The organism is Acidobacteriota bacterium, from assembly GCA_040756905.1.
GTDB lineage: Bacteria > Acidobacteriota > Aminicenantia > JBFLYD01 > JBFLYD01 > JBFLYD01.
Window position 1 is genome coordinate 1 of record JBFLYD010000025.1, and the last position, 24,660, is coordinate 24,660.

The window sequence follows — 24,660 nt, forward strand, 5'->3', positions numbered from 1 at the left end:
TTACGCAAACCTATGTCAACGCCCTTGTAGGGCAGGGCTTTAGCCCTGCTTGTTAGGTGATATAAAGCAAGCCTAAAGGCTTGCCCTACAATAGGTTGCAATAAACCTTGCGTAATTCGGGTTTAAATTTTATATTATAATTGATATTGAAAATATGGTGCCAAAAATTTCGGCGATTTGTGTTAGTAAAAGAAAGGGAACTCGAAAAAAAGAAGTTCAATCAGTTAGGTTAATTAAAGACTATGGAATCGAGGGAGATGCCCACGCAGGTTCAGAAAAGAGGCAGGTTTCAATCCTCACAGAAAAAAGCATAGAACACATGAAATCTCTTGGGTTAAAATTAAATTTCGGTGATTTTGGTGAAAACATTGTTGTGAGAGGGTTGTCTTTTGAAGATTTTAAAAAAGGAGATCTCATAAGACTCGGAAAAAATGCTTTAGGAGAGGTGACAGTTTTAGGGAAAGAATGCCACACAAGATGTGCCATATTCTATAAGACAGGAGATTGCATAATGCCAAGGGAGGGAGTTTTTTTAAAAATTACAAAGGGAGGGAAAATCAAAAAAGGAGATAGAATAAGGATGGTTCAGAGAAAATGAGAGTATTTATTTTAACGATAAGTGATAGATCCTTTAGAGGAGAAAGAGTAGACCTCAGTGGAAGGATTTTGTTTGATGAAATAAGAGAAAAAATGAAGCCTGCAGTAATTGGCTGTAAAATCGTACCCGATGAAGAAAACATTATTTACGAAGAACTCATCAAATTAAGCGATCACGAAGGCTTTGACATTGTAATAACAACAGGAGGAACTGGAATATCTCCCAGAGATGTAACTCCTGAAGCCACGAAAAGAGCGATACAGAAGGAGATTCCAGGAATTTCAGAGGCTTTGAGAGCAGAGAGTCTGAAGAAAACGCCATTTGGGATGCTTTCAAGGGGAGTCTCGGGAATAAGAGGAAAAACTTTAATTATAAACCTTCCAGGAAGCCCTCAAGCAGTTGAAGAGCTTATCGATTTACTTATAGAGCCATTACTCCATTCTGTTGATCTCATTCAGGGTAAAGAAGTTCATCATCACAAAAAGAATAAAAAAACAATTTTTTTATAATTTTTTTTATTTGGAATTAGCAGTCTTTTAAATTGAAAAAATTTTCTGCAATTTTAATTTGATTTTAATAGCTCTCTTTCAGATTAAAAGATATGAACCAGGTAATGAAGAAGGAAGAAGGGGATAAGGGTGAAGGGATTAGAACTACTAAGGATAATAAACCATGGAAGGGAAGAGAGGAAAGATCTTTAATTCCAAAGACAAGAGCAGAAGCCTTCAGATTATTGAAGCGAACACTTTTCAAGGTAGGGCTGCCTCCATTATCATTGATTCATGATATGCTCATCTGTTTCAGAAGACCAAAGAATTCTCCCAAAAGAACTCTTCTTTGGATAGAAGCTCTTATCATTTCAGAGACAAAGAAGAAAGGATATGGAATGGATAGGAGGGATTTTAACCTCTAAAGAATATCCCGTAAAGCCATCCACAGTGAGGTATGTTCTCAAAAGATATATTAAAAGAGTTTTATTCTTATTCCAAACAAAATATTGAAGCCACTAAGATCTATCTTTGCAGGACGGAAATCTGAATAATTTGTATATTTAGCATATTCAGCTTTGTTCGCTGTAACAAAAGTATATGTTTTATTACGGGCTTTTGAATAATAATTATAGAGATATAATGTATCTTCTGAAGACCAGTTTTCTTGATCATAATCGCTATACCAATACCTTAGGTCGTCGTAAGAATAGTATCTCCCAGACACCTTCCAGCTATCATAGTAATCAAGAGTCTCTCTTGCTTTTACTTCGGCAAGATTTAGATACCTTCCCTTTGCTTCAACAAAAAATGAAAGATTTTTTATAAGGGAAACCTCTATTCCCAAACCCCCTGTAAATCCAATCTTGTTTTTTGATATCTCGAATTTGTCAGATAAATTCCAGTTTCCGTACATATATTTATGCCAACCATATCTCCAATATCCATAAGAATCCACATACCAATCGTAGTCCCAATATTCATACTTTCCGTTCCATCCAAGATCATAATTTATTTTAGCCATATAAACTCCAATTCCGAGGTCAGCGAAGAAGGCTATTTGTGGAATGATGTTATAGCTAAAATTACCCTTAAATAATATCCCAGTCACACCTATATTCTCTTCCATGTCTCTTGTTCGGTTGTGAAAGGAGTTTCCTTGATCCCATCTAAGATTTAAATCTTGGCTACTTTCCTTTGTTTTTGTGAAATATTCCAAGCCCAACCCAACACCAAGGTTTAGATCACCCATTGAAAATCCCAGGAGAATTTCTCCTCCCCCACCAAGCCCATTTTGAATTGGTTTGTGTCCTCCCATTACTTCAGCACTATAACCCCTTGACTGGTAGTATGTAGCCCAATCTTTATAATACTGATCCAAAGATTGAATATCTTTCCTGATATCTCCTGAATTGAGGGAGCTATAACCACCATAGAGACGAAAGTTCAAAGATATCTGAAAGTCAGTGGCAAAAGAAGTAGCAAAGGTAAAAGAAGAAACAATAAAGAAAAGATAAAATTTTTTCACCATGTAACTCCTCCTTATAAAATAAAAATTTTGCATTTATATATATGTCACTTCATGCCTCAATTATCCTTAAGAAATTTCTGGATTTCCATAATCTGCTTATCTGTGGCCCCATTTCGTTTTAATCTTTTTAATGTGTAGTCTTTGTCAATTTTTAAAGCCTTTTTTAAATAGTGCTTAGCCATTTCTACATTCTTTAAATTAATATATGTTACAAAGAGATTGAAGATAACTTTAACATACCTCCCCTCTAACGCATGGGCTTTATTTAGATAGGGTAGAGCTTCTTCGTATCTCTTTTGTTTTATTAAAACTGCAGATATGTTATTAAGACATAAGAAATAAGTGCTATCTATTGCTAAAGCTTTTAAGTAAAAATTATATGCTTCTTCGAATTTTTCTAATTTATAGTAACAATACCCTATGTTATTATATAATCTTGATTTTTTAAAATCGCCCAATTTCTGACCATTTTTTAATATTTCCTTGCCTAGTTGAATCGCTTGTTCATATTGATTGTCATCTATTAAAACTGCTACTTTATTATATTGTTCATCTGATTTGTCTGAGGGATTAGCAGAAATAAAATTGCAACATAATAATAAAAAAATATACAGGAAAACTATCCTAAATGTTTTTATATCTTTCATTATTGTTTATCCTGGAGAATATGTATAATTTTCTCGGTAATCCTCTTATTGAGGATTTGATTATATTTCTTAGCACTCTTTTCCGCTAAAGCCCTATTCCCCTGATAGAATCGGTCAAAGAGAAATAATGCATCGAAAATAAACTCCTGAAATCTTTTCTGTAACAACTCGGTAGCAAGAAAATAAGCAATAGAAAGATTTAGTACCAATCCGTTAATTCCATTGCGCCAATCACCAGCGTAAATCTGTCCTGCCCCAGGCAAAACCGTGGAAAGAACCTTGGCAAGTTTTGGAGACTTGTATCTTAAGGTTTGGGCTTTGAGGAGTTGAGAATCAACCTCTCTATAAATCTCGCTGTTTTTCATATTGCTATTTTTAAAATAAAAACTGAATGCCTCTCTGGCTTCCTTCCATTTAGAGGAATAAATTGAGCTTATGCCCCGCAAGAATGCCGATTTCCTCCTTAATTCCGGAATTGGACTGAATATCTCTACTTTCAAGAGTAAAAATTCTGCCTCGCTATAGCTACTACTCGCAATCATAGCAATGGCTAATGCGATTTTCCTCTCATCCCTAACTCTTTCGTCTTTTTCAGCCTGAATAGCTTTTTCAAAAGCTTCTTTGCCTTCATCCCACAGTTCCTGATTGATATATGCCATTCCAATCTTATAATAAACATAGCTCAAGGTGGTACCTTCCCCATAGGGGTTGAAGAAAAGGAATCTCTTGTATTCGGTTATAGCATGATAATAATTTCCAGAGTTGAAAAATTTTTCAGCAAGTTCTAGGGCTTGGTCTCCTAATAGAGGTGTAAAAAGTATGAATGCCAGAACTGAGCTTAAAAATATTTTATTAAAAATAAACATTGACAGTTACTTCTAATCCTTTGAAATACTTGCTTTCCAGCTCCCTGTTGTATATATTCACTGCCACAACAGAACCGTAGATATTGCCAAGATAAAAAAATGCTCCCATTGTCCCATAAGCCCATCCTCGAGTAGAATTCATTCCCTCTTTTTGGAAAGCCTTATAGGATAGCCAGCCGGTCACAGCAACAGTAAACATGGATACAAGGCCATCCAGAGTGCGATGGGTATAAATCTTTCCAGTACCTGGAACAACGGCTGACATAAGACCCGCTAAGAATCTGTTTTTCCTGGGAAGGTTCTTTCCCTTTTCAACAGCTTCACCAAGGAGAAAAGATAAAGATTCCTGTCCAAATTTGTTATTCAGAGAACCGAGCAAACTCTTTGCCTCATCCCACTTTTTTTGGTGGATGAAGTTAAGGGTATTCAACTGCTTAAACTTTCTTCTTTTCTCATCAGATTTAATTAAGGGAGAATAAGCATCGGAAGCCTTGATCGACTCCTCATTCCTTCCCATTAAAAAATAGACATGAGCAATCTGATAACAAGAGTCAGAAAAATGGAGACTTTGAGGAAAAAGATCTATGATTTTTTTAAAAAAGGTTATTGACTTTGGGTATTCCTTGCTTTTCTTATAACAAATACCAATCTTAAATAAAATCGAATCCGCATCCTCAGGAAAAGAATCAAAACAGTAGAGGTATCGCTCGAATTCTCCAGCTGCACGCAGGTAATCTCCTTCCTGATAGAGATACTCGGCAAAGCGGAGGATATTTTCTGGCTTGAAATATTCTTGCTGGAGTTCTTCTGTTCTTAAGTCTTGGCAGAGAAGCAGAACTATAAGACTCAATACCCAAAAAAAGACCTTGCTTTTCCCTTTTGAAAGATTCAGGAATAGACAAAATTTAAAAATCTCGACCATTTTTCTTCGCCCTACCAAGAAAATAGTCTTCGACAGGATAGTCAATGGAAAGACCGATCTGGGGATCTATCGGATAGTACCTCCTCCCAAGCCCATTGCATCTCTGGATCCTATCTGAAGCCATGAGGAAACCATGAAAAATTCCAAATTTTTTGATAGCAGAGATTCCAAATCTCGAGCAACTCACGGTGAAATTGCAAACAGGTTGATCTTGGGAAGAGATGAAAAACTGATAAAACCTGATAACCCCCAGGAAAGCCAGTTTCAGTTCTGAAGTTTCATTCTTAAATATAGAGAGGGATTTTACTTTTCTTTCTGCTATTGCCTGTTTGGGACTTATAATAAATGAAAGCTCTTCTTTGGACTGAGAAGAAGCGGTTAAATTCAGCAAGAAAACTCCAAAAAAGACAAGGAATCCTATTCTAAATCTCATTACCATTGAACTTCCTTTATCTTTGTCCCCTCAGGAATCTTGAAGTTAATAACTTCAGAAGGCAAGGGGGAATTGAAGCTATGATTCTTATATATAACCTTCTCAGAAATAACCTCAGCTTCCTTTTTAACCGTTATTAAAACTTCAAGCGGGAAATATGTCCCACCGTAGAAAAAATGACTGGAATATTCGACTTTTGAGGCTATCCTGCTTTTTGCATCCTTTAATTCTGCATAAATCAGCCTGTTATCCCTGTATGTAAGCACATACTCTCCAAAGATTTTTGCCAGATTCTTCGGCGGCTTCCAATAAGAAACAAGTGTATTCACTTTCCTTTTGTAATGAGAAAATGTGTAGCCAAGCTTTGTCAATCCATAATCATCTTTCATTACTCCTATGAAAGCCTCAAAAAAGGGCATATGAGACGGAATTTGCATCTTAATTCGAAAAGCCTTAAGACTATCTGGATAAAAAATCAGAGTCTCATTTCCACTTAGAACCATCCATTGTCTGACAGGGGTTGTAACGAAGATGATCAATCTCTTAGAATTTGCTTGAAAATAGATTTTCCCCTCTACAACCTCTCTCTTATTGCCCTCTATGTATTCACGGGTGAAATCAGCAGAAAATGTCTTTATAATCTGGGGAAAAGCGTTTCTAATTAACAGTAAGACAGAAAACACTAAAACAATAACTCTTTGACGATTTCTATCCTTCATTAAACTAAAAAGCTCTCTTCTGCCTAATCCATATATCTGGTTATTCTATCCTTTGAATTTATCTTTCCTCTTTTTTCTTCCTTAAAATTAGTAAAATAGTCATTCATAAAGTAACTAAAGCCATTTATTTTTTGTCCCGAATCAGTAATATGTTTCTGTCTCTGATACAGCCGCTGCAATAACCAGTGCATAGAAGATAACCCATGTGGCTGTACCGGTTAGACATCCATAAAGCGTGTAATTAAGCCTAATGTTCTTGACTTTTCTCACATAGGCATCAGTGTAAGCAGCAACATATTCCTGCGATTTACCCAGAAGAGATGACTGGGGAGGCTTGGGTTCAATAAAATTTACGATCAGCAACGTAACTGCGGTTCCTATAAGACCAAGGACAAAAAAAGTCCATTTGTTGGCATCCATCTCTGCCTGCTTTTCAGCCTCCGTAATTGCCTGCCGTTGCTCTTCGGTTCTGGCCACAATCTGGTCTGCCATAACAGGTAAAGAAATGATTAGAACTGCCAGACCCAAAGAAAGCCACTTTTCCCATACCGAAAACGTTTTTCCTTTCACATTGCACCTCCTTTGCTCAAAACATTTTAAAAAAAAAAAAGGCTTGTCAAGCAATTTTCTCTTTCAGGTTAAGAGATATGAACCAAGTAGTAAAGAAATAAGAGGGGGGAGAAGGGTGAAGGGATTAGACCTCCTAAGAATAATAAACCATGGAAGGGAAGAGAGTTTTTTCTTGTTGGCTGTATTAATTCTCCATTTTATTACAATCTAACCTATTAATAGTTAAAAAATTAGCTTCTTTTTCCATTTTCTCTAATATTTCATTTCCTTTATTACATTCAAATAATCTTTTTTGAACAGCTATAATAACAATCTCAATTGTATCTATTAAATTGATATTGAAATTCTTTGCCTCCCTTATTATATCTTCATCGTCAGAAGCAATTGTAGCTTTTCTTTCCTTAGCTACCGATATACAAGATTTATCAGCGCTACTCAGACATCTGGGAAGGTTTGTTATTAAGACCAGCTCCTGTTCAGAAAGGTCTGATATGATTTCTAATGAGCCTTCTTTTATATGATCATTTAAACTTCTCAATTCCAGATAATTTTCAAATCCTTTCTTGATCTCTTCCTTCACTAAATAGGTCATGGCTAACCTATTTTTGAAAAGTTTTTTTAAGATCCAAAATGTTCCTGTCCTGACGAAATTTGAATAAGTGGATGAGTCAATTATTATCTTTTTCAATTAAAGGTTTTTCTCCTTTATGAGCTTCTTTGTTCCTGAGAAATTTTGCAGTTGAAAGAGTATCTCTAAGGGAAATAACATCGATATTCAGAAGTTCAGCTAATCTTCCAATTGATATTCTATTTAAAAGATAGGCTTCCAAAGCTAAGTCTAAGTATCTTTCTGGAATGTATTGTCTTTCCTCTTTTTCTTCTACATCTTGAGAATTTCCAAAGATAAGCAATTCCAAAGGGATAGGGCTAATCTCAAGATATTCTTCTAATTGTCTTTTAGTAATATAATTAAGATTTTTCAAACGATATAATATTGCTTGATAACTTACCCCAAAACATCGTTTTAGGTAAATTACATCCTCAGGACCTATTTTTTTCCCTCCATTTTTATCAATTATTTCATCAATTTTATCTTTGGGCATTAAAAGATTAGCAGCAAAAGAATTTGCAAAAATTTCTAAAGGTTTTTTATCTTTTCCGTTTTTTTCAGATAGTTGATCAGGGGTGTCAATCCAAAATTTATAATCTCTGTCTTTTAAGTAATGACAGTATTCATGAGCTGCAGTAAAGACTTGTCTTCCTTTGGTTTGAGAGTTGTTTATTAAAATAAATGCTCTTTTATCCTCTGTAAAAACAAATGCTCCATCTATTTTAGCTTCCTGGGAGAGAGAGTGTTTGAAGACATGGCAACCCTGGCTTTCCATAAGTCCAAAAATATCTTTTATTGGTTCTTTACCTAATCCTAATCGTCTTCTTTCCTCTGCTGCCATTTGAGCTGGTGATTGCATAGAATAAACGGGAGCTAATGGCATTTTTTTATTGGTTATTTCTTCTAAAAAAATGTAGTCATCATAGAATTTTTTGAACTTTAAAAGTTCTTCTTTTCCTTTTTTGTTTATATCCTCACTTCTCAAAAGTATGCTAAAAGTTGGTTCTTTTTCAGATAGGAAATATTCTATATTCAGATGAAAAATTTTAGCTAAATTAGAAAGAACCTTAAGGCTTGGAACCCTTGAACCTGCCTCTAACATAGAGACATATTCTTTACTCACATCGATCCTCTGAGCAACTTGCTCTTGGGTAAATCCCGTTATTTCTCTTAACTCCTTAATTTTTTTACCTATCACCTCCTTAATCATTTTTTATACCTCCTTTCTTTTTTTATTTAAATATAACTTTTAGTTAACTTTTTGTCAAGTTTTTTATTTATTATTAACAAAAATATTATTTGTTAATACAAACCCAATAGATAAATTGACACGTAGGGCAAGGCTTTAGCCTTGCATTAAGCAACCTTGAAAGGTTGTCCTACAAAATATATAATGTGTTTGTATTAGTTGAGAAAACTATTTTTGCCAAAAATTTGTTAAAAAATATAAGAGAAGATTAAAAATAATGGAAAGGAGAATATTTGGTATTATATTATCTATCTTTTAAAAGTCTGTCCCTTAATGAATAGATGCAGCCACAGTAATTCTGTCTGTAAATTTGATATATTTTACATAGTTCTACACTCTTCTTAAACCCATCTTTTTTCTTAAAGTCTTTCTCTAAAAAATTTATTTTAAACTCATCTCCTATGAGCTTTCCTATATTATTCAATGTTTTTACCTTTTTCCATGGAGAGTTGCTCATCACAGTGGTAAAATTTTTTATCCCTAATTCCAGTGCTTTTTCAGCAGTTCTACGGAGCCTTATCTCATAGCATATATCACATCTTTTCCCCATCTCTGGTTCAGAAGCAAGTTCTTTTGTAAGCCCAAACCATTTGAAGTAATCTCTTTCTCCTTCGATTAATTTAAAATTTAAAATCGATGAAGCTTTCTCCGTCTCCTTGAGTCTTTTAACATATTCATTCAAAGGAAAAATATTCGGGTTAAAAAAATATCCAACTGGTTCATATTCCTCCATGAGAACCTGAAATGACCATATTGAGTCAGGAGCGCAGCAAATATGGACAAGAAGGGCTTCTTTCATTTCTTCTTTAGGGATTTTCTCAACCCTTCTCCGATAAAATTGAATGTAAGGATTGTAATCAAAAGAGCAATCCCTGGAAATATCGAAAGAAGAGGATTTTCAAAAAGATAATTTCTTCCCTCATAAATCATACCTCCCCACGATGGAGAAGGAGGCTGAACTCCAAGGCCAAGAAAACTCAGGCTTGACTCTGCCAGAATTGCTCCTGATATTCCAAGGGAAGCCTGCACATAGAGAAAGGGTAAAACATTCGGAAGAAGGTGATGATAAATTATTCTTGATGAGGATGCTCCCATTGCTTTTGCGGCTAATATAAATTCTAATTCTTTTAGTTTAAGCACCTGTGCCCTTATCATCCTTGCATATCCAGCCCATCCTGTTAAAGAAAGCGATAATATCAAGTTTAAAAGGCTAGGTCCTAAGAATGTGATAACAGATAATGTAAGAAGAACACCTGGAAAAGCTAAAAGTATGTCTATAATTCTTCCGATAATTTCATCAAAAAATTTCCCAATCCATCCGCTTATAAGTCCCATAATTAATCCAATTATTGAAGAAATCAAAACCACAGCTGTTCCAACAAAAAGGGAAATTCTTCCTCCGAACGATATCCTTGCCAACGCATCCCTTCCTAAACCATCTGTTCCTAATGGGAATTCTAAGATCGGGCCTGACAATCTTTTAGAAAGATTTATTTCATAAGGTGATGTTTTATAAAAGATCGGTAAAAAAAGAGAAATAAACAACACGAGAAATAAAAGAATAAATCCTGTGATAAGGGTTGGGTTATTCCTTAATTTCATACCCCTTTTACCCTGATTCGAGGGTCAATTATTGAGTAAAGTATATCCGTTAAAAAATTTATAAATATGTATAAAAAAGATATAAAAAGCACGACTCCCTGCACCATGGGATAATCTCTCCTGGTTATTGATTTTATGAGCAGACTTCCTATCCCAGGCCAAGAAAAAATTGTTTCTGTAATTATTGCACCGGTTAGTAAACTGCCTGCTTGTAAGCCAAGGATTGTGACTATTGGAATAAGAGAATTTCTTAACACATGTTTTATCATTACCTGTGATTCCTTCAGCCCTTTTGCCCTTGCTGTTCTTACCCAATTTTCATTCAATTCTTCTAAAATTGATACTTTTGTGATTCTCATCAAAAAAGCAGAGAAATATGTGCCAAGAGTGGTTGCAGGAAGAATCAAAGATAGTAAGCCATCTCTTCCAGATACAGGAAATAATCTGAGTTTTATCGAGAACAAAATTATCAGAAGAGGACCCAGCCAAAAATTTGGAATTGCAAGCCCGAATATGGAAAAACCTGTGGATACATGGTCAATTATAGAACCCTCTTTATAAGCAGAGAGAACTCCAAAAGGAAGAGAGATAATTATCGAAATCAAAAGACTGCCTAAAGCGAGTTCCAGAGTGGCAGGAAAATGATCTTTTATTTCATCTGAAACATTTTTACCTGTGATCAGAGATTTTCCCATATTTCTTTTGAAAATCCCAAGGATAAAATTTTTATACTGGACACTTAGAGGAAGGTTAAGTCCCATTTTTCTTCTGAGATTTTCTACATCTTGTATTTGAGCGTTTTCTCTTAAAATAGCATGGGCAGGATCTCCTGGGACAAGATGGATTAAAAGGAAAGTAATCGTGGAAACTCCTAATAGCATTATAATGGTGGAAAGAGATCTTTTTAAAACGAACCTAATCATTCTGAAGATTGTATTTTTTTAATAGTTTGAATAGTCCCTGTCTTGTCATCTTAAGTTCTTCAGCTGTTTTCTTTTTATTCCAATTATTTTTTTCAAGAATGTTCAGGATATAATTTTTTTCAAACATTTTTTTTGCCTCATTGAAATTATGGGTTTCCGAGAGGGAAAAATCTAACTTTTTTTTCAATATTTTTTCTGACAGAAGATCTTTACTAATAATGGATGATGCTGGATCGAGCATTATGATTGAATTTCTGATTTCTGACTCTAACTCCCTAATATTTCCAGGCCAATCATAATTTTTAAGATAGAGTAATGCTTCTTGGGATACATATATTTTTTCTTTTTGGAATTCATTGCTGTATTTTTCGAGAAAGAAATCCACTAACAAAGGAATATCTTCTTTTCTTTCCCTAAGGGGTGGAACATTGATATTAATGCCATTTATTCTATAAAATAAATCCTCTCGAAATCTTCCTTCAGTCACTTCTTTTTCAAGGTTTTTATTGGTAGCGCTTATAAATCTTACATCTAACTTTCTTAAACGGTTATCTCCAAGCCGTCTTATTTCATTTTCCTGTAAGGCTCTCAACAGTTTTGCCTGAAGATTAAGGGGAAGATCTCCAATTTCGTCAAGAAAAAATGTTCCTCCGTCCGCTTCTTCAATCAGACCTTTTCGATCAAAATTGGCACCGGTAAACGCTCCTTTTGCATAGCCAAATAGTTCAGCCTCCAGAAGATTTTCAGGGAAAGCACTACAATTAATAGGAACAAAACATTTTTCTTTTCTATTACCTGCTTCATGAATTGCTTTTGCGATAAGTTCTTTTCCTGTTCCACTTTCTCCGATAATTAATACGGGAAAATTATAGTCTTTTATCCGATCGATTAACCTGAAGATATTTTCTAATGCTTTAGATTTCCCTATCATTTTTTTGATAAGCTTTTCAGTTAGTAATTCATAAGAACTGTGTTCCTTTAAGGTGGGATTCAGCATAGAAAAAATTGGCCTTATGAGAGATATTAAAAGGTCCAAATCTTTTTCAGTAAATGGACCGTTTTCGTTATCTCTCTCTATGTATAGTATTCCAACAAGATTAGAATTAATTTCAACTGGAATAACAATTATGTTTAAAAATTTATTGAGAAAAAAATAGTTTTTTAAGTCAAAAGGCTTTTTTTCTTTAAAAGCTTTTTTTATAATGTATTCATCGATTTCCTCTTCTGAATCTAAGTTTCTTTTTATTATTTTATTAATCTTGATCTTACCTTTTTCAGATATGAAATGGACAATCCTTTCAGCATCGAACTCCTGCATTATTAAATGGAATAGTTTATCAGCTAAATCTGAGGATGAAGGGAGATTCATAATATTTTTAATTTCAGTCTTTAAATTCTGGTTATCTCTGGCAAAAAATTCCTTCAACTTAAAAGAGTTTAATTTTTTTAAAATCTCAAGAGCATCTTTTTGTTTTAACTCATCTATCCTCTCAGGAAAATATTTAAAATAATATAAAGTTGATAAAGATTTTAAATAAGGATTGCTTATTTCATCAAAAATTTGAAGAGATTCATTAAAAAGTTCTTCTGAATTTTTTCTATCTTTTTTATAAACAATAAAAGCTTTTTCAAGCAGTGCTATTCCAAGAAGTTTTTTATTTTTTATCTCGGTAATCATTGAAATTCCCTCACCAATATTCCTCTCCGCCTCTTCGAGTAAATTTTTTTTCTTTAAAATTTTTGCTTTTAAAATTTTAAGTCTCGCCTTTTCATACTCTAAGCCATTACCGTCAGTAAGTTGTTCTATCTCTTTCAGGGTATCATCAGCACCCTCAATTTTTTCAGTTTCGATAAGAAATTCTGACTTTTTTAAAAGAGAGTCGATCAATTCTGTGGTTGATTTCAATTTTTTAAATATTTTAATACATTCTTCCAAAGATTTTTCGCATTCCAGGAAATCTCCGTTAAGAAATTCAATATATCCAAGAGAATTTAGGTCATAGCCTAAAGCCCTTAGATTTCCTGAAAACCTGTCTGCCTTCGATGCTTCTTTAAAAATTTCATAAGCATCTTTCCACTTTCCTATTTCTAAGAATACCTCTGCAAGATTAAATTTAGATAAAGTAAGACCTCTCGGGTTTTTTATTTTAAAAAAACTGTCAAAACTTCGATTGAACCATAGCTCAGCTTCATGATATTTTTCCTGCTCGAAATAAATTTTTCCCACATCAGAAGAGATCAGAGCTGAGTTGAATATATCTCCGAATTTATCAAATGTCTTGATTGCTTGTGAATAAAGTGTAAGAGCTTTATCTGTCTCTTTTTTTAATGATTCGATATAAGCTAAATGTTTAAGAGAAAGGGCTCTTTCTCTTTCATCATTTATTTTTTCAAAAATTGAAACAGAATCTTTTATTAATTTTTCAGCCTTTTTTCTTTGCCCTGAATATAAAAGATAATATCCAAGTTCTCTTTTTGCGTTCGCTTTCCATTTTTCATCTTTCAGTAGTATTAAATTTTCCAAATATTTTTTTGCTTTTTCCACTTCCCCTAAATTCCATAGGTTTTTTGCCATTAAAAATTCCATCTCTTTTTCTAAATCGTTCAATTTGTGATTTCTTGCAAGTTCAAAATTCTTTTCAAGGATATTAAGTGCTTCTTTATATTTTTGTAATCCATAATGGCAGATAGCTAAATTTTTTTGAATTGCAGCACGTTCTGTAATTGCATCTTTAACTAAAGAAAGAGATTTATTTAGATATTCTATTGATTCTTCGAATCTTGATTTGTTCAATAAGATTTCTCCATAGATTTTGTAACACTTTACCTTTAATTTTTCATTTTCTATGTGGTCGATAAATTTTAAATTCTTCTCTATCAATTTCATTGAATCGCTGAATCCACCGATTTCATTAAGTTCGGAAGCTTTTTCGATAATTATTTCAAAGGCTTTTTCAAAATTATTTGATTTTATTAGATGAAAAACTAATTCTTCTTTGTCCATTTGGAAAATTTTCCAGTTCTCTGAGATAATTTTGTGATTTTTTTTCTTTTCGTCGTCCGGGATTCTATCATATATAAATTTTTTCAATGGATATTTTAATCTATATTTATGACCTTTAATTTTCTCTATAAAATTCATATTTAAAAGATTGTTAGTGAGCGTAGAGATATTTTTAAAATCATAGAAAATGGCTAATGGTTTTTCATCGATTTCATTTTCAAAAAAGGAGAGGAGTTTAAGATATAACTTTTCATCTTTGCCTAATTTATTAATTCTCTGTTCCAGAAATTTATCAATAGTGGATGGAAATTTTAACTCAATTAAATAATTGTTTGAAAAATCATGAATTTTTTTTATGCAGTCATTATAAATTTCCAGAAAGAAGAAAAAATTTTCTCCACTTTTTTCCCATAATTCCTTAGCTAAAATCTCTAATTTTTTGAGAGGGAAAAATAAAGTATTTTTGATTTCAGAAAATTTATATTTTCTTAAATAAAGTGTTAAAGTTATATCTTTTGTTATTTCGATTAATTTTGACGTGGATAATATAAAAAGAACGGGAGAATCTTTCAAAGCTTTTATCAGAAAATCTATTAATTCAATCGTAAGATTGTCGCTCTTATCAATGTCATCAACGATAAAAATAAAATAGGAAAGTTTATTCTCATCCAAATAATTTTTTATTAAATTTGATATTTTGTCGAAGAGGGAAAATTTTTTTTGATCTGGTTCATCTGAAATTTCTTTCTTCTTGGCTATAAAAAAATTTAGATAGTCATGGCCAATATCATGCATGCCCAGTTGATTTAAAGTTGAAATGATGAATTCATAGAAATTTTTTTTATTAATATAAACTTGGGAGGAAGTTAATGACCTGTTTTTTAAACTGATATCCTTCAGAATGCGAGTTTTTCCTGATTTTTCTTCACCGATAAGAAGAACTGACCTGGAGTTTATCATTTCAACTTGAGAGATTAATCCATCGATAATTCTTTCTTCTCTTTTCTCAAATATTTCATAGCCGAGCATTGATTCAAAGGAAGATTGGAGAAAGAATTCTGGATGTTTTATTGACTCAAAGATAAAATTTTCGAAGCTTTCCGATCGATTTATGATTTCCATGTATTTTGTGGCTTTTGAATCTTTAAATTTATTCAATAAATTTAATGAAAATTTTCTGAATTCATCAGGAATATTTATTTTACCAGTTATATCATGAATTCTTTGATTATAATTAAATTCCAGATGAGTTTCAGCATTCCAGAGATAAATTCTCTCTCCTTTTGAAAAAAGGATTTCTTCCGAAATGTTTTTAATGGATATATTAAATTTATCGAGAAAATTTAATAGGCAGGATAACTGGAAAAGATAATTTATCGATCGGTCACAATTAATTTGCTCTGTATCATGCATTGGAGTTAATTCAATTTTTGGATAAATCACTGAAAAAATATTATCAGGAAGCTGAATTATATCCTTTGGTGAGATAAGGTTTGGATGGAACAGAAAAGCTAATTTAAAAATAACTTCTTTATTGAAAAGAAATGGCGGAGAGAAAACTTTTATAATAGATTGAGTGTTGTCCCATAAATCAAGACCTTCATAAACTATAGAGAATTTTTCTTCTGACATGAGTTCAAGATTTTTAATTCTATTTGCAAAAATATTTTGGTATTCCATAATGGTATCTCTTATACAATATTTTGGGAAAGCAAGTAAAGTTTTGTGTCAAGAGAATCTAATTTAACTTTTAGGGGCGGGAAGGGTGACCAAGAAAACCGTCACGAATGCGGAGCGGGCATGGTTTCTCCTGAGTGAATACTCAGGAGAAGAGCGAAGCATGAGTGCTCCCGCACTAACTGTATTTATTCCAAAAAAATTAAGTGATGGAAGGAGAGATATTATGAATTCCTTAATTTATAGCAAACGCATAAAATATTGTTACATGTAGGGCAAGGCTTTAGCCTTGCATCAAGCAACCCCCGAATCAAGTTCGGGGTAGGCTCTAAAGGGTTGCCCTACAATTTATTTAATGCGTTTGTATTAGGTAATAATAAGTTAGTGCGGGACCGGGGAAAATACAGCGTGTTTTCGGGTCACCCTTGCTGCCCAAATTGTTAAACACTACAAAACTTTCCTTGTATCCAAAGTTTTGGGAGAGATTAAGTAGAACCGATTTCTTTTTTGTTTTACTGCTTCTTTTCTAATTCGTTAATTTTTTGTTTATAGTAGGAATTTTTAGGGTCTAATTTTATCAGTTTTTTAAGAGTTGACATGGCTTCCTTTATCATGCCTTTGTCTTCATAGATTTCTGAAAGGGTGTTGTAAACTGAAATCAGGTTTTTTCCCTGATTAGATTTGATGTATATTTCAGAAAGCTTTTCCAGGGCGGGAAGATAAATTGCATCATATGTCAGTATCAATCTTATAAGGGACACTCCTTTATCTGTGTTTCCTCTATTAACTTCAGAATCTATCGCAGGGATTAGTAAGTCAAAAGCTCTTTTAATCTCATTTTTTTTAACTAAAATATTAATTAATACCAGGTATAAATCTTCATCGAAAATACCTGCATCAAAGGTTTTTCTTATCAAGTTTTCTGTCTTTTCATAATCTTCTTCTTCTATGTAAATGTTCAACAAAGCTTTTGCTGAATCCAAATTTTTAATTTCTTTTTCAATTAAGTTTTCAAAAATCGGCAGAATTTTAGCTTTGTCTTTAGTTTTTTCATAAATTTCAAAAAGGCATATAGCTGATCTCCCGTGTTCTGGCATTTTTTTAAAGATGTTTTCGATTAACTCGATTGCTTCAGTATATTTTTTTTCTCCAATGAATTTTTCCACTACAAATGAATACTCTTCAGTACCTTCTCTTGTCATTTCCTTTTCAAAATAGATTTTTCCAAGGTTAAGTCTTATTTTTATGTTTTCCTTATTAATGAAAAGAATTTTTTTGTATGTTTCGATTAATTTATCAATTTTATTCTGATGTTTATATTTTTCTGCGAGTTCTACATACAGTTTTTCTGCTTCTGAAATCGCTGCCTGTCTTAAATAAAGATCTGCAAGAGAGTTTATTATTCTTTCATTTTCAGGGTCTATTTTGAGCAACTTTTTATATATATGAATCGCCTTAGCAAATAAGCCATCTTTTAGATAGGGTTCTAATAAATTAAAATAAATCCTCTTTGCTTCTTCGATTTTATTTAGCTTTACAGATAAATCAGCGATTAAAATCTGGGTTGAATAATCATATGGATTTTCTTTTAGTAATTTCTGATATTCATTTATTGCTTTTTCATATTTAGCATTTTTTAAATATTTTTCTGCTTTTTTGTGTATTTTAAGAATTTTTTTCCCTTTAATTTGTTTTTACTCCTTTAAATGAGAATCTGTGGAAGAGAGTGGGGCAGATATTTTTGATTATTTCTGTGTGAAATTTAGTTGCATAACCTTTATTTTTCTCGAGGTTTAAGAAGGGAAAATATTCAGAAAATTTTTTCATCATCTCATCTCTTATTACTTTTGCGACGATTGAAGCTGCTGCAATTGAATATACTTTTGAATCACCCTTGATGATTGATTTCTGGGGAATCGAAATGTTTTTTAGATTGTAAGCATCGATTAACACAAAATCAGGAGAAACGGTGAGGTTTTTAACCGCTCTTTCCATCGCAAGGAGGTTAGCTTTATGGATGTTTATTTCATCGATTTCAATGTTGTCAGAGATCCCAATTCCAATGTCATAAGCGTGTTCGAGTATTTTTTCAAAAATTATTTTTCTTTTCAGAGGGGAGAGCTGCTTAGAATCCCTTATACCCTCAATGTTCTTTTTGTTTAAAATTACAGCAGCTGCGACAACAGGACCGAATATCGCTCCCCTTCCAGCCTCATCCACGCCTGCGATTGTTTTGTAGCCTGATTTTTCTAAGTTTTTTTCTAAAGGCAGAAAATCTATGAGATTTCCTCCTTTAATCTTGCTGATTTTCCCCTTAATTTTCTTAAATAGTAAAGTTTGGCTCTTCTAACCCTGGCTCTCTTTACCACTTCGATTTTCTTTATGATGTTTGAGTAGATCGGGAAAATCCTTTCAACTCCGACTCCAAAAGAGATTTTTCTGACTGTTATCGTTTTCCCCGTGCCTTTACCCCTGATAGCTATTACAACGCCTTGGAAAACCTGGAGTCTTTCTTTTTCCCCTTCTTTTACTTTTATCGAAACTTTTATCGTATTTCCTGGCTGGAATGGAGGAAATTCTTTTTCTACAAAATCTTTTTCAATGAGATTAATTGGATCTATTTTTTCCATTTTATTCCTCTTCGATTAATTTTAATATTTTTTTCTCATGGTTGGAAAGTTTTATTTTTTTAAAAAGTTCAGGTCTTTTTTTTAATGTATTCTCAAGGGATTTTTTTAATCTCCATTCAGAGATTTTTTTATGATTCCCTGATGTTAAAACTTCCGGGACTTTCCATCCTTTGAACTCTCTGGGTGTTGTATATTGTGGATAATCTAAAAGACCTTTGTGAAAAGAATCTGAATTTACTGACCTCTGTCTGCCTACCACACCTGGGATAAGCCTTGACACAGCTTCAATGAAGACCATGGCAGGTATTTCGCCCCCGGAGAGAACATAATCTCCAACCGATACATCTTCATCAATAAGATATTCTCTCACTCTTTCATCTACACCCTCATATCTTCCGCATAGTAAGATAATCTGATCATAGCCTGAATATCTCACTGCTTCCAAATGGTTAAGTAGATTTCCCTGGGGAGAAAGAAGAATCTTTATGCTTTTTTCTTTCCTTGGTATTGAATTAAGGGCATTGTAAATTGGTTCTAACATAAGAATCTGTCCTCTTTTTCCTCCGTAAGGCTTATCATCAACTTTTTTATGCTTATCCATTGAGAAATCTCTCAGATTGTGAAGCTCAATCTCTATTATGCCTTTCTTTATAGCTTTTCCAATGATTCCATGCTTAAGAAATCCATTAAAAAGAGATGGGAAAATAGTGATTACATCAAATTTCATTTAGCTGGGTTAAACCTTCTGGGGGATCTATTTCTATTCTTTTATTTTCTAAATCTACTGAAATACAGATTTCTTTTACAAAGGGAATCATCATTTCATTATAATCAGAGATTAACCAGAAGTAATCATTCTGTTCAGCTATGTCTTTCACTTTTCCCAGAAATTTATTGTCCTTTGAATAAATAGAACATCCTCTCAATTCAAAAACATAATAATAATCATTATCGGGAAGGGAATAGAGATCCTCTTCTTCTATTAGAATTTTTGCTCCTTTGAATTTATACGCTGACTTCAAATCGTCAATTCCTTTTAATTTGATTGTGATTAAATTTTCTGAAACTGTGGTTTTTTCTACCTCTATAAAATCGACTTCTCCCTCAATTTTAATTTTTTTTAGATTTTTAAATCTTTCAGGAAAGCTGGAGTATGAATCTATAACTAATTCGCCCTTATTTCTCCAGGGCCTTCTAATCTTTCCGATTAAAATCAAATTCTACGATTTTTCCAGAATCTCTAAATTGTATCTTCTCCTCTGTTTCATTCCAGCAGCGCCAAGAATAGTTCTTATTGCCCTTGCTGTCCTACCCTGCTTTCCAATTACTTTCCCCAAATCCTCCGGAGCCACTTTTAGTTCTAAAATAGTGGTCTGTTCCCCTTCCAGTTGGGAAACATTTACTTTTTCCGGATGATCAACCAATGCTTTTGCAATCAATTCAACAAGATCTCTCACTTTAACCTCCCATAATGATTTTATTTTGAATGCGTTTTATCATCTTTTTTTGTCCTTGCAATGATGGATCTAACTGTATCAGAGGGTTGAGCTCCTCTTTCAATCCAGTATTTTACCCGATCATAGTTCATCTCTACCTTTGCCGGGTTAGTCAAAGGGTTATAATATCCCAGGTATTCAAGAGCTTTGCTTTCTCTTGGTCTTCGGGAATCTATAGCTACTATTCGATAAAATGGCTTTTTCTTAGCGCCAAACCTCATAAGTCTGATAGATACCACTCTAATCCTCCTGACTAAATAAATTTAGCCTAATTGAGGTCTAAAGTCAACTTTTTTCTTAAAAGGGATGAGTTTGATTGGTCATAGACTATCATCCTCTCTGATAGATTGACTAATAAAAATAAATCTCCATGCTCTGATATATCAACATCTCTCTAATATGAGAGACTAAAGGAAATATTCGGTGGAGCTTCTCTGTTAGCTTTTATCTAACGGCCGAATTTCATATGTACTGTACCAGGCCTCGATACAGTGGGGGGCCCAACTCTATATAACACCCAGATGAAATTAACTCCGCTATCGCCCTCTTCTACAGCTCCGCTCGCTGTGTTTTTATTCCAGCCTTCTAAAATAATCTTACGAGTTGGTCCGTAGGATGGGATTTTCCATTTCTCCCAGTCAGATGCGCTAATGGGTGATATCCTCCATTTCCCCTGTGACGATCCAAAGCTCCACGTACCATCAGCTTTCAACTCGAGCTTCCTCGTTACTGCATTCCTCTTAGATGCTGTGAGCCATGGTCCAGCTCCGCCCTCATCGTAGACCAAGCGCTCAGAGTACACTCTCCATCTGCCGACAAATTCTTTTTCTTGTGCCTCTTTCTTCTCCTCTCCTATATCCTCAGTATATTTCACTACATCCTCTTGGAGGGTGTTGCAATAACCTGCGACCCATCCTATTGAAAATATAATCTGGTCAAGGGAACAATAATTGTTAGGAATTCTTACAAAATATTGAACATAGTACTTATCCTCTGTGTAAAGGGAGAATGAACCTATATTTGTATTATCTCCGTTTCTTTCGAGGAGATATTTCATCAGAGCAGGCGTAGGTTGTTGATCGAAGGTTGCTATTGTAGTTCCTATTGTAATTACTTCATTTCCACTCTCATCAGTAAGAAGTACAACAACTACAGACCATTCTGTTTTCCATTCAGGGTTTTTGAATGCAATATACCAAGTATAGTTTCCCTCAGACCTTAGGAATCTGTAACCTTTTTCAAAGTAATTTCTGAGATATTTGTCAATTTCCTTTGGAGTTAAAGAAAAAAGGGAAACAGAAATGACAAAAAATATGGTACAAGCAAGTAATCTTTTTGACATAATCTTACCTCCTTTGTTTAATAGCGGAAAGGTATTTCCTTTATCAGTGCGTCCACTCTCTTCGTTATTTGTTCGAATTTTTCATGCTGATACATTCAGGAATTTTATTAAAAAAAATAGATGTCAAATCCGAATTTATTCTTCAAGAAAAATCACGCCCGCTTGAGGTAGGAATGAGAAGAAGGTTATTGATTGAGATTGGAGAAAGATTTAAGAAGAGATTTAAATGATGGTTTTTTCATCAATTTTTTCATTTCAAAAAAATTTTTCAATAACTGGTTTACTTCCTGGACAGGTCTTCCAGAGCCTTTTGCTATTCTCAGCCTTCTTCTTCCGTCGATTCTTTCTGGAAAAATTCTTTCATCTTTTGTCATTGAATTAATGATCGCTTCCATGTGCAATATTTTCTTTTCATCTACATTCATTTTGGATAAATTTTTAAATGGTCCAGCGACTGGAAAATATGAAAGGACTGATTCCAGTGAGCCAAGCTTTTTTATCTGGGCAAGCTGTTCTCTGAAATCCTCTAAGGTAAAAGATTTTTTCAATATTTTCTCGGTTAGCTCCTCTGCTTTTTTCTTCTCGAGAGTTTTTTCAGCTTTTTCAACTAAAGACATCATATCGCCCATTCCCAAAATTCTTGAGACCAATCTATCAGGATAAAAGTGTTCAAAATCTGTATACTTTTCTCCTATGCCTATGAATTTTATTGGTTTTCCTGTAATGGAAACAATTGATAGAGCTGCCCCTCCTCTCTGGTCTCCATCGAGTTTTGTCAAAATTATCGAAGTTATTCCTATTTTTTCGTCAAAAGTTTTAGCGCTTTTAACAGCATCCTGTCCTGTCATAGAATCAGCAACATAAAAAACTTCTGATGGCTGGGTTAGATTTCTTACCTCAGCTAACTCATCCATTAATTCCTCATCGATGTGAAGTCTTCCAGCTGTATCAATGATTAACGGAGTAAATCCTGAATTTCTTGAGTAAGTTATCAATTCTCTTACAGCATTCTCTAAATTTTTCTCTTTTACTTCATAAAAGGGAACTTTTACCGCATCAGCAATTATTCTCAGCTGATCCTGAGCTGCAGGTCTTTTTAAGTCTAAAGAGGCTAAAAGAGGGTGTTTATTCTGATTCTTTAAAAAAAGTGCTAACTTTCCTGAAGAGGTGGTTTTTCCTGAACCCTGAAGTCCTGTTATTAAAAATATCGAGGGGATTATGTTTGAAAAATTTATTTTTTTTTCTCCATTTCCAAAAAGTGAAAGGAGTTCATCTCTAACTATTTTTATCATCTGTAAATGGGGAGAAAAGCTTTCCATTACTTCCTGTCCAGAGGCTTTTTCCTTTACCTTTTCAACAAATTCTTTTACAACTAAGTAGTTAACGTCAGCTTCAAGGAGCGAAAGCTTTATTTCTCGAAGCGCCTCTCTCATGTTGCTTTCTGTAAGCTTTGCTTCACCTTTTATAGTTCGGAAGATTTTTTGAAACTTTTCAGTTAAACTGTCTAACATTTATATAAAAAAATATTTTAAAACTCAATTTTAGTCAAGGAACCTTCCATCAAAATTCGAATTCTTGACTTATCCCTTATTTTCCTATTATAAAAGATTGGACGGGATGCTCGTCGCAATCCTGCCCATTCAGGGGCGGGTTAAGGCGAGTAATATTAATGATAAAATACTTTGCCGTCGAAGAATCCCCGCCATTTCCTGTCCTGAACTTGATTCAGGAATGGCGGGGTTCTTCAATTATTGAGAATGCATTTGAAATTCAGAGAACCTCATATTTAACTCAGATTTGATGAAGTAAATATGGTTGATGTTAGAAACGATATTTTTAAAGGGGTTGCTCTTCTCGTTGCTGGGCTGGCTTCTTTCCTGACACCTTTTATGGGTTCTTCTATTAACATCGCTCTCCCTTCAATAGGAAGAGAATTTGCAACGGATGCAGTATTGTTAAGCTGGGTTGCTACCTCATATCTTTTAGCTGCGGCAATGTTTCTTGTTCCATTTGGAAGGATAGCAGATATTTATGGCAGGAAGAGGATTTTTACTTACGGCATATTGATTTATTCAATTTCCTCTATTCTTTCAGCACTTTCGCCTTCAGCTACTGCGCTTATTTCCTTTCGTGTTTTTCAGGGAATCGGAGGAGCAATGATATTCGGCACTGGTGTTGCAATTTTAACCTCAGTGTTTCCTGTGGAGGAAAGGGGTAAAGCATTGGGAATAAATGTATCTTCAGTTTATTTAGGGCTTACTCTTGGACCATTTTTAGGTGGATTTCTAACCCAGCATTTTGGCTGGAGAAGTATTTTTATTGTTAATGGATTTTTAGGTTTGATAGCAATTGCTTTTGTTTTTTGGAAACTTCAAGGAGAGTGGGCTGAGGCAAAGGGTGAGAAATTTGATTTTACTGGTTCCATAATCTATGGCCTCACTCTCATAATGATAATGAATGGTTTTTCTCGCTTGCCAAGGAGGTCAGGTGCATGGCTAATTCTAATTGGCTTCTTTGGGGTTTTGGCATTCGTTAAGTGGGAAATGAAGGTGGAAAGGCCTGTTGTTGATATGAATCTGTTCAGAAATAACACAGTCTTCGCTCTATCTAACTTAGCGGCTTTGATAAATTACAGTGCAACATTTGCTGTAGGTTTCCTCTTAAGCCTTTACTTGCAGTACATAAAAGGACTTAGCCCGCAAAATTCAGGTTTGATTCTGGCATCCCAGCCAATAGTGATGGCTGTATTTTCTCCGTTTGCAGGCAGGCTTTCGGATAAAATCGAACCACGAATAGTTGCATCAACAGGGATGATGGTAACAGCAGGGGGGCTTTCCCTGTTTACAGTTCTAAATGAAAAAACAACTTTGGGATTCATTGTTTTCAGTTTAATTCTCCTTGGGTTTGGCTTTGCCCTTTTTTCATCTCCCAACACAAACGCTGTTATGAGCTCTGTTGAAAGAAAATTTTACGGAGTGGCATCAGGAATGCTTGGCACAATGAGGTTGACTGGACAGATGCTTAGCATGGGTATTGCAATGTTAATATTAGCCATATTCATTGGAAGGGTTCAGATTACACCGGAATACTATTCACTTTTTTTAAAGAGTGCAAAAACAGCACTCATATTCTTTTCTATCCTTTGTTTCGTTGGCATATTTGCATCTCTTGCAAGAGGTAAGGTGCGATGAAAAAGCTTCCTGCCTTCTAAATTCTAGTGTGCTGTATAAAAATAAATTCCTTGAAAATAGTGGTTATCTAAATTAAGATTTTTTTGTGTTCAACATAATTTTTATATTTTTTCTGACATTAAATTTTTCAGGAGATTCTCTGTTAAAAAAATTTGAAAAGAA

General features: G+C 33.9%; 27 protein-coding genes. 5 read left to right on the forward strand and 22 right to left on the reverse strand.

What is annotated here, in order from left to right; genetic code table 11:
- Positions 1-154: 154 nt before the first annotated feature.
- The 3 genes from AB1410_03630 to AB1410_03640 all read left to right on the forward strand — a co-directional run bounded on the left by AB1410_03630 (position 155) and on the right by AB1410_03640 (position 1,511).
- Positions 155-598, forward strand: a complete 444-nt coding sequence (locus tag AB1410_03630; protein MEW6455790.1) for an MOSC domain-containing protein — start codon at positions 155-157, stop codon at positions 596-598.
- Positions 595-1,107 (forward strand): MogA/MoaB family molybdenum cofactor biosynthesis protein, encoded by a 513-nt coding sequence (locus AB1410_03635; GenBank protein ID MEW6455791.1) that lies wholly within the window; start codon positions 595-597, stop codon positions 1,105-1,107. The genes AB1410_03630 and AB1410_03635 overlap by 4 nt, the downstream gene beginning before the upstream one ends.
- Positions 1,108-1,211: 104 nt before the next feature.
- Positions 1,212-1,511: a hypothetical protein gene (locus tag AB1410_03640; GenBank protein MEW6455792.1), complete on the forward strand. Its 300-nt coding sequence runs from the start codon at positions 1,212-1,214 to the stop codon at positions 1,509-1,511.
- 50 nt (positions 1,512-1,561) lie between these two features.
- Here AB1410_03640 and AB1410_03645 read toward each other — a convergent pair whose 3' ends face one another.
- From AB1410_03645 to ffh, 22 genes are all read right to left on the reverse strand, one after another.
- Entirely contained in the window at positions 1,562-2,617 is a 1,056-nt protein-coding gene (locus AB1410_03645; GenBank protein ID MEW6455793.1) for a hypothetical protein, read from the reverse strand.
- Positions 2,618-2,673: 56 nt separating this feature from the next.
- Positions 2,674-3,264, reverse strand: a complete 591-nt coding sequence (locus AB1410_03650) for a tetratricopeptide repeat protein (protein ID MEW6455794.1) — start codon at positions 3,262-3,264, stop codon at positions 2,674-2,676.
- Positions 3,264-4,130 (reverse strand): hypothetical protein, encoded by an 867-nt coding sequence (locus AB1410_03655; protein ID MEW6455795.1) that lies wholly within the window; start codon positions 4,128-4,130, stop codon positions 3,264-3,266. The genes AB1410_03650 and AB1410_03655 overlap by 1 nt, the downstream gene beginning before the upstream one ends.
- Positions 4,117-5,052 carry a tetratricopeptide repeat protein gene (locus tag AB1410_03660; GenBank protein ID MEW6455796.1) on the reverse strand — a complete coding sequence of 312 codons (936 nt, stop codon included), beginning with the start codon at positions 5,050-5,052 and terminating at the stop codon, positions 4,117-4,119. Before AB1410_03660 ends, AB1410_03655 begins: the two co-directional genes overlap by 14 nt.
- The gene (gene yidD, locus AB1410_03665; GenBank protein MEW6455797.1) at positions 5,036-5,485 is read right to left on the reverse strand and encodes a membrane protein insertion efficiency factor YidD; all 450 of its coding nucleotides are present in this window, start codon (positions 5,483-5,485) and stop codon (positions 5,036-5,038) included. The genes AB1410_03660 and yidD overlap by 17 nt, the downstream gene beginning before the upstream one ends.
- Complete coding sequence (locus AB1410_03670) at positions 5,485-6,204, reverse strand: hypothetical protein (protein ID MEW6455798.1); 720 nt, start codon at positions 6,202-6,204, stop codon at positions 5,485-5,487. Before AB1410_03670 ends, yidD begins: the two co-directional genes overlap by 1 nt.
- Positions 6,205-6,345: 141 nt before the next feature.
- On the reverse strand, positions 6,346-6,828 hold the full coding sequence (locus AB1410_03675; protein MEW6455799.1) for a hypothetical protein: 483 nt from the start codon (positions 6,826-6,828) through the stop codon (positions 6,346-6,348).
- A gap of 130 nt (positions 6,829-6,958) precedes the next feature.
- Entirely contained in the window at positions 6,959-7,462 is a 504-nt protein-coding gene (locus AB1410_03680; GenBank protein MEW6455800.1) for a hypothetical protein, read from the reverse strand.
- Positions 7,443-8,594 (reverse strand): XRE family transcriptional regulator, encoded by a 1,152-nt coding sequence (locus AB1410_03685; protein ID MEW6455801.1) that lies wholly within the window; start codon positions 8,592-8,594, stop codon positions 7,443-7,445. The genes AB1410_03680 and AB1410_03685 overlap by 20 nt, the downstream gene beginning before the upstream one ends.
- Before the next feature lie 283 nt (positions 8,595-8,877).
- On the reverse strand, positions 8,878-9,432 hold the full coding sequence (locus tag AB1410_03690; GenBank protein MEW6455802.1) for an epoxyqueuosine reductase QueH: 555 nt from the start codon (positions 9,430-9,432) through the stop codon (positions 8,878-8,880).
- The gene (locus AB1410_03695; protein ID MEW6455803.1) at positions 9,429-10,235 is read right to left on the reverse strand and encodes an ABC transporter permease; all 807 of its coding nucleotides are present in this window, start codon (positions 10,233-10,235) and stop codon (positions 9,429-9,431) included. The genes AB1410_03690 and AB1410_03695 overlap by 4 nt, the downstream gene beginning before the upstream one ends.
- Complete coding sequence (gene nikB / locus AB1410_03700) at positions 10,232-11,158, reverse strand: nickel ABC transporter permease (GenBank protein ID MEW6455804.1); 927 nt, start codon at positions 11,156-11,158, stop codon at positions 10,232-10,234. Before nikB ends, AB1410_03695 begins: the two co-directional genes overlap by 4 nt.
- Complete coding sequence (locus tag AB1410_03705) at positions 11,151-15,842, reverse strand: sigma 54-interacting transcriptional regulator (GenBank protein ID MEW6455805.1); 4,692 nt, start codon at positions 15,840-15,842, stop codon at positions 11,151-11,153. Before AB1410_03705 ends, nikB begins: the two co-directional genes overlap by 8 nt.
- A 509-nt stretch (positions 15,843-16,351) precedes the next feature.
- Positions 16,352-17,527 (reverse strand): tetratricopeptide repeat protein, encoded by a 1,176-nt coding sequence (locus tag AB1410_03710; GenBank protein MEW6455806.1) that lies wholly within the window; start codon positions 17,525-17,527, stop codon positions 16,352-16,354.
- Complete coding sequence (locus AB1410_03715; protein ID MEW6455807.1) at positions 17,523-18,158, reverse strand: ribonuclease HII; 636 nt, start codon at positions 18,156-18,158, stop codon at positions 17,523-17,525. The genes AB1410_03710 and AB1410_03715 overlap by 5 nt, the downstream gene beginning before the upstream one ends.
- Positions 18,116-18,469 carry a 50S ribosomal protein L19 gene (gene rplS, locus AB1410_03720; GenBank protein MEW6455808.1) on the reverse strand — a complete coding sequence of 118 codons (354 nt, stop codon included), beginning with the start codon at positions 18,467-18,469 and terminating at the stop codon, positions 18,116-18,118. Before rplS ends, AB1410_03715 begins: the two co-directional genes overlap by 43 nt.
- A 1-nt stretch (position 18,470) precedes the next feature.
- Positions 18,471-19,196 (reverse strand): tRNA (guanosine(37)-N1)-methyltransferase TrmD, encoded by a 726-nt coding sequence (trmD, locus tag AB1410_03725; GenBank protein MEW6455809.1) that lies wholly within the window; start codon positions 19,194-19,196, stop codon positions 18,471-18,473.
- On the reverse strand, positions 19,186-19,686 hold the full coding sequence (rimM, locus tag AB1410_03730; protein ID MEW6455810.1) for a ribosome maturation factor RimM: 501 nt from the start codon (positions 19,684-19,686) through the stop codon (positions 19,186-19,188). Before rimM ends, trmD begins: the two co-directional genes overlap by 11 nt.
- Positions 19,687-19,689: 3 nt before the next feature.
- On the reverse strand, positions 19,690-19,926 hold the full coding sequence (locus tag AB1410_03735) for a KH domain-containing protein (protein ID MEW6455811.1): 237 nt from the start codon (positions 19,924-19,926) through the stop codon (positions 19,690-19,692).
- A 20-nt stretch (positions 19,927-19,946) separates the two neighbouring features.
- Positions 19,947-20,204, reverse strand: a complete 258-nt coding sequence (rpsP, locus tag AB1410_03740) for a 30S ribosomal protein S16 (protein MEW6455812.1) — start codon at positions 20,202-20,204, stop codon at positions 19,947-19,949.
- Between the two features lie 209 nt (positions 20,205-20,413).
- Positions 20,414-21,307, reverse strand: coding sequence for a hypothetical protein (locus tag AB1410_03745; GenBank protein MEW6455813.1), 894 nt, complete (start codon positions 21,305-21,307; stop codon positions 20,414-20,416).
- A 185-nt stretch (positions 21,308-21,492) separates the two neighbouring features.
- A complete protein-coding gene (ffh, locus tag AB1410_03750) occupies positions 21,493-22,818 on the reverse strand; it encodes a signal recognition particle protein (GenBank protein MEW6455814.1) in 1,326 nt (441 codons plus the stop codon).
- A 158-nt stretch (positions 22,819-22,976) separates the two neighbouring features.
- Between ffh and AB1410_03755 the strand changes: the two genes are divergently transcribed.
- On the forward strand, positions 22,977-23,108 hold the full coding sequence (locus AB1410_03755; GenBank protein ID MEW6455815.1) for a hypothetical protein: 132 nt from the start codon (positions 22,977-22,979) through the stop codon (positions 23,106-23,108).
- Positions 23,109-23,118: 10 nt separating this feature from the next.
- Positions 23,119-24,498: an MFS transporter gene (locus AB1410_03760; protein MEW6455816.1), complete on the forward strand. Its 1,380-nt coding sequence runs from the start codon at positions 23,119-23,121 to the stop codon at positions 24,496-24,498.
- Positions 24,499-24,660: the final 162 nt, after the last annotated feature.

Excerpts from the sequence above, each read along its gene's own strand:
- AB1410_03640 (MEW6455792.1), top strand. The coding sequence starts at position 1,212 with ATGAAGAAGGAAGAAGGGGATAAGGGTGAAGGGATTAGAACTACTAAG.
- AB1410_03630 (MEW6455790.1), top strand. The coding sequence starts at position 155 with ATGGTGCCAAAAATTTCGGCGATTTGTGTTAGTAAAAGAAAGGGAACT.
- AB1410_03670 (MEW6455798.1), bottom strand. The coding sequence starts at position 6,204 with ATGAAGGATAGAAATCGTCAAAGAGTTATTGTTTTAGTGTTTTCTGTC.
- AB1410_03745 (MEW6455813.1), bottom strand. The coding sequence starts at position 21,307 with ATGTCAAAAAGATTACTTGCTTGTACCATATTTTTTGTCATTTCTGTT.
- AB1410_03760 (MEW6455816.1), top strand. The coding sequence starts at position 23,119 with ATGGTTGATGTTAGAAACGATATTTTTAAAGGGGTTGCTCTTCTCGTT.
- AB1410_03690 (MEW6455802.1), bottom strand. The coding sequence starts at position 9,432 with ATGAAAGAAGCCCTTCTTGTCCATATTTGCTGCGCTCCTGACTCAATA.
- AB1410_03705 (MEW6455805.1), bottom strand. The coding sequence starts at position 15,842 with ATGGAATACCAAAATATTTTTGCAAATAGAATTAAAAATCTTGAACTC.
- AB1410_03660 (MEW6455796.1), bottom strand. The coding sequence starts at position 5,052 with ATGGTCGAGATTTTTAAATTTTGTCTATTCCTGAATCTTTCAAAAGGG.
- AB1410_03635 (MEW6455791.1), top strand. The coding sequence starts at position 595 with ATGAGAGTATTTATTTTAACGATAAGTGATAGATCCTTTAGAGGAGAA.
- nikB (MEW6455804.1), bottom strand. The coding sequence starts at position 11,158 with ATGATTAGGTTCGTTTTAAAAAGATCTCTTTCCACCATTATAATGCTA.
- rplS (MEW6455808.1), bottom strand. The coding sequence starts at position 18,469 with ATGGAAAAAATAGATCCAATTAATCTCATTGAAAAAGATTTTGTAGAA.
- AB1410_03650 (MEW6455794.1), bottom strand. The coding sequence starts at position 3,264 with ATGAAAGATATAAAAACATTTAGGATAGTTTTCCTGTATATTTTTTTA.
- trmD (MEW6455809.1), bottom strand. The coding sequence starts at position 19,196 with ATGAAATTTGATGTAATCACTATTTTCCCATCTCTTTTTAATGGATTT.
- AB1410_03655 (MEW6455795.1), bottom strand. The coding sequence starts at position 4,130 with ATGTTTATTTTTAATAAAATATTTTTAAGCTCAGTTCTGGCATTCATA.
- AB1410_03645 (MEW6455793.1), bottom strand. The coding sequence starts at position 2,617 with ATGGTGAAAAAATTTTATCTTTTCTTTATTGTTTCTTCTTTTACCTTT.
- yidD (MEW6455797.1), bottom strand. The coding sequence starts at position 5,485 with ATGAGATTTAGAATAGGATTCCTTGTCTTTTTTGGAGTTTTCTTGCTG.
- AB1410_03755 (MEW6455815.1), top strand. The coding sequence starts at position 22,977 with ATGATAAAATACTTTGCCGTCGAAGAATCCCCGCCATTTCCTGTCCTG.
- AB1410_03695 (MEW6455803.1), bottom strand. The coding sequence starts at position 10,235 with ATGAAATTAAGGAATAACCCAACCCTTATCACAGGATTTATTCTTTTA.
- ffh (MEW6455814.1), bottom strand. The coding sequence starts at position 22,818 with ATGTTAGACAGTTTAACTGAAAAGTTTCAAAAAATCTTCCGAACTATA.
- AB1410_03685 (MEW6455801.1), bottom strand. The coding sequence starts at position 8,594 with ATGATTAAGGAGGTGATAGGTAAAAAAATTAAGGAGTTAAGAGAAATA.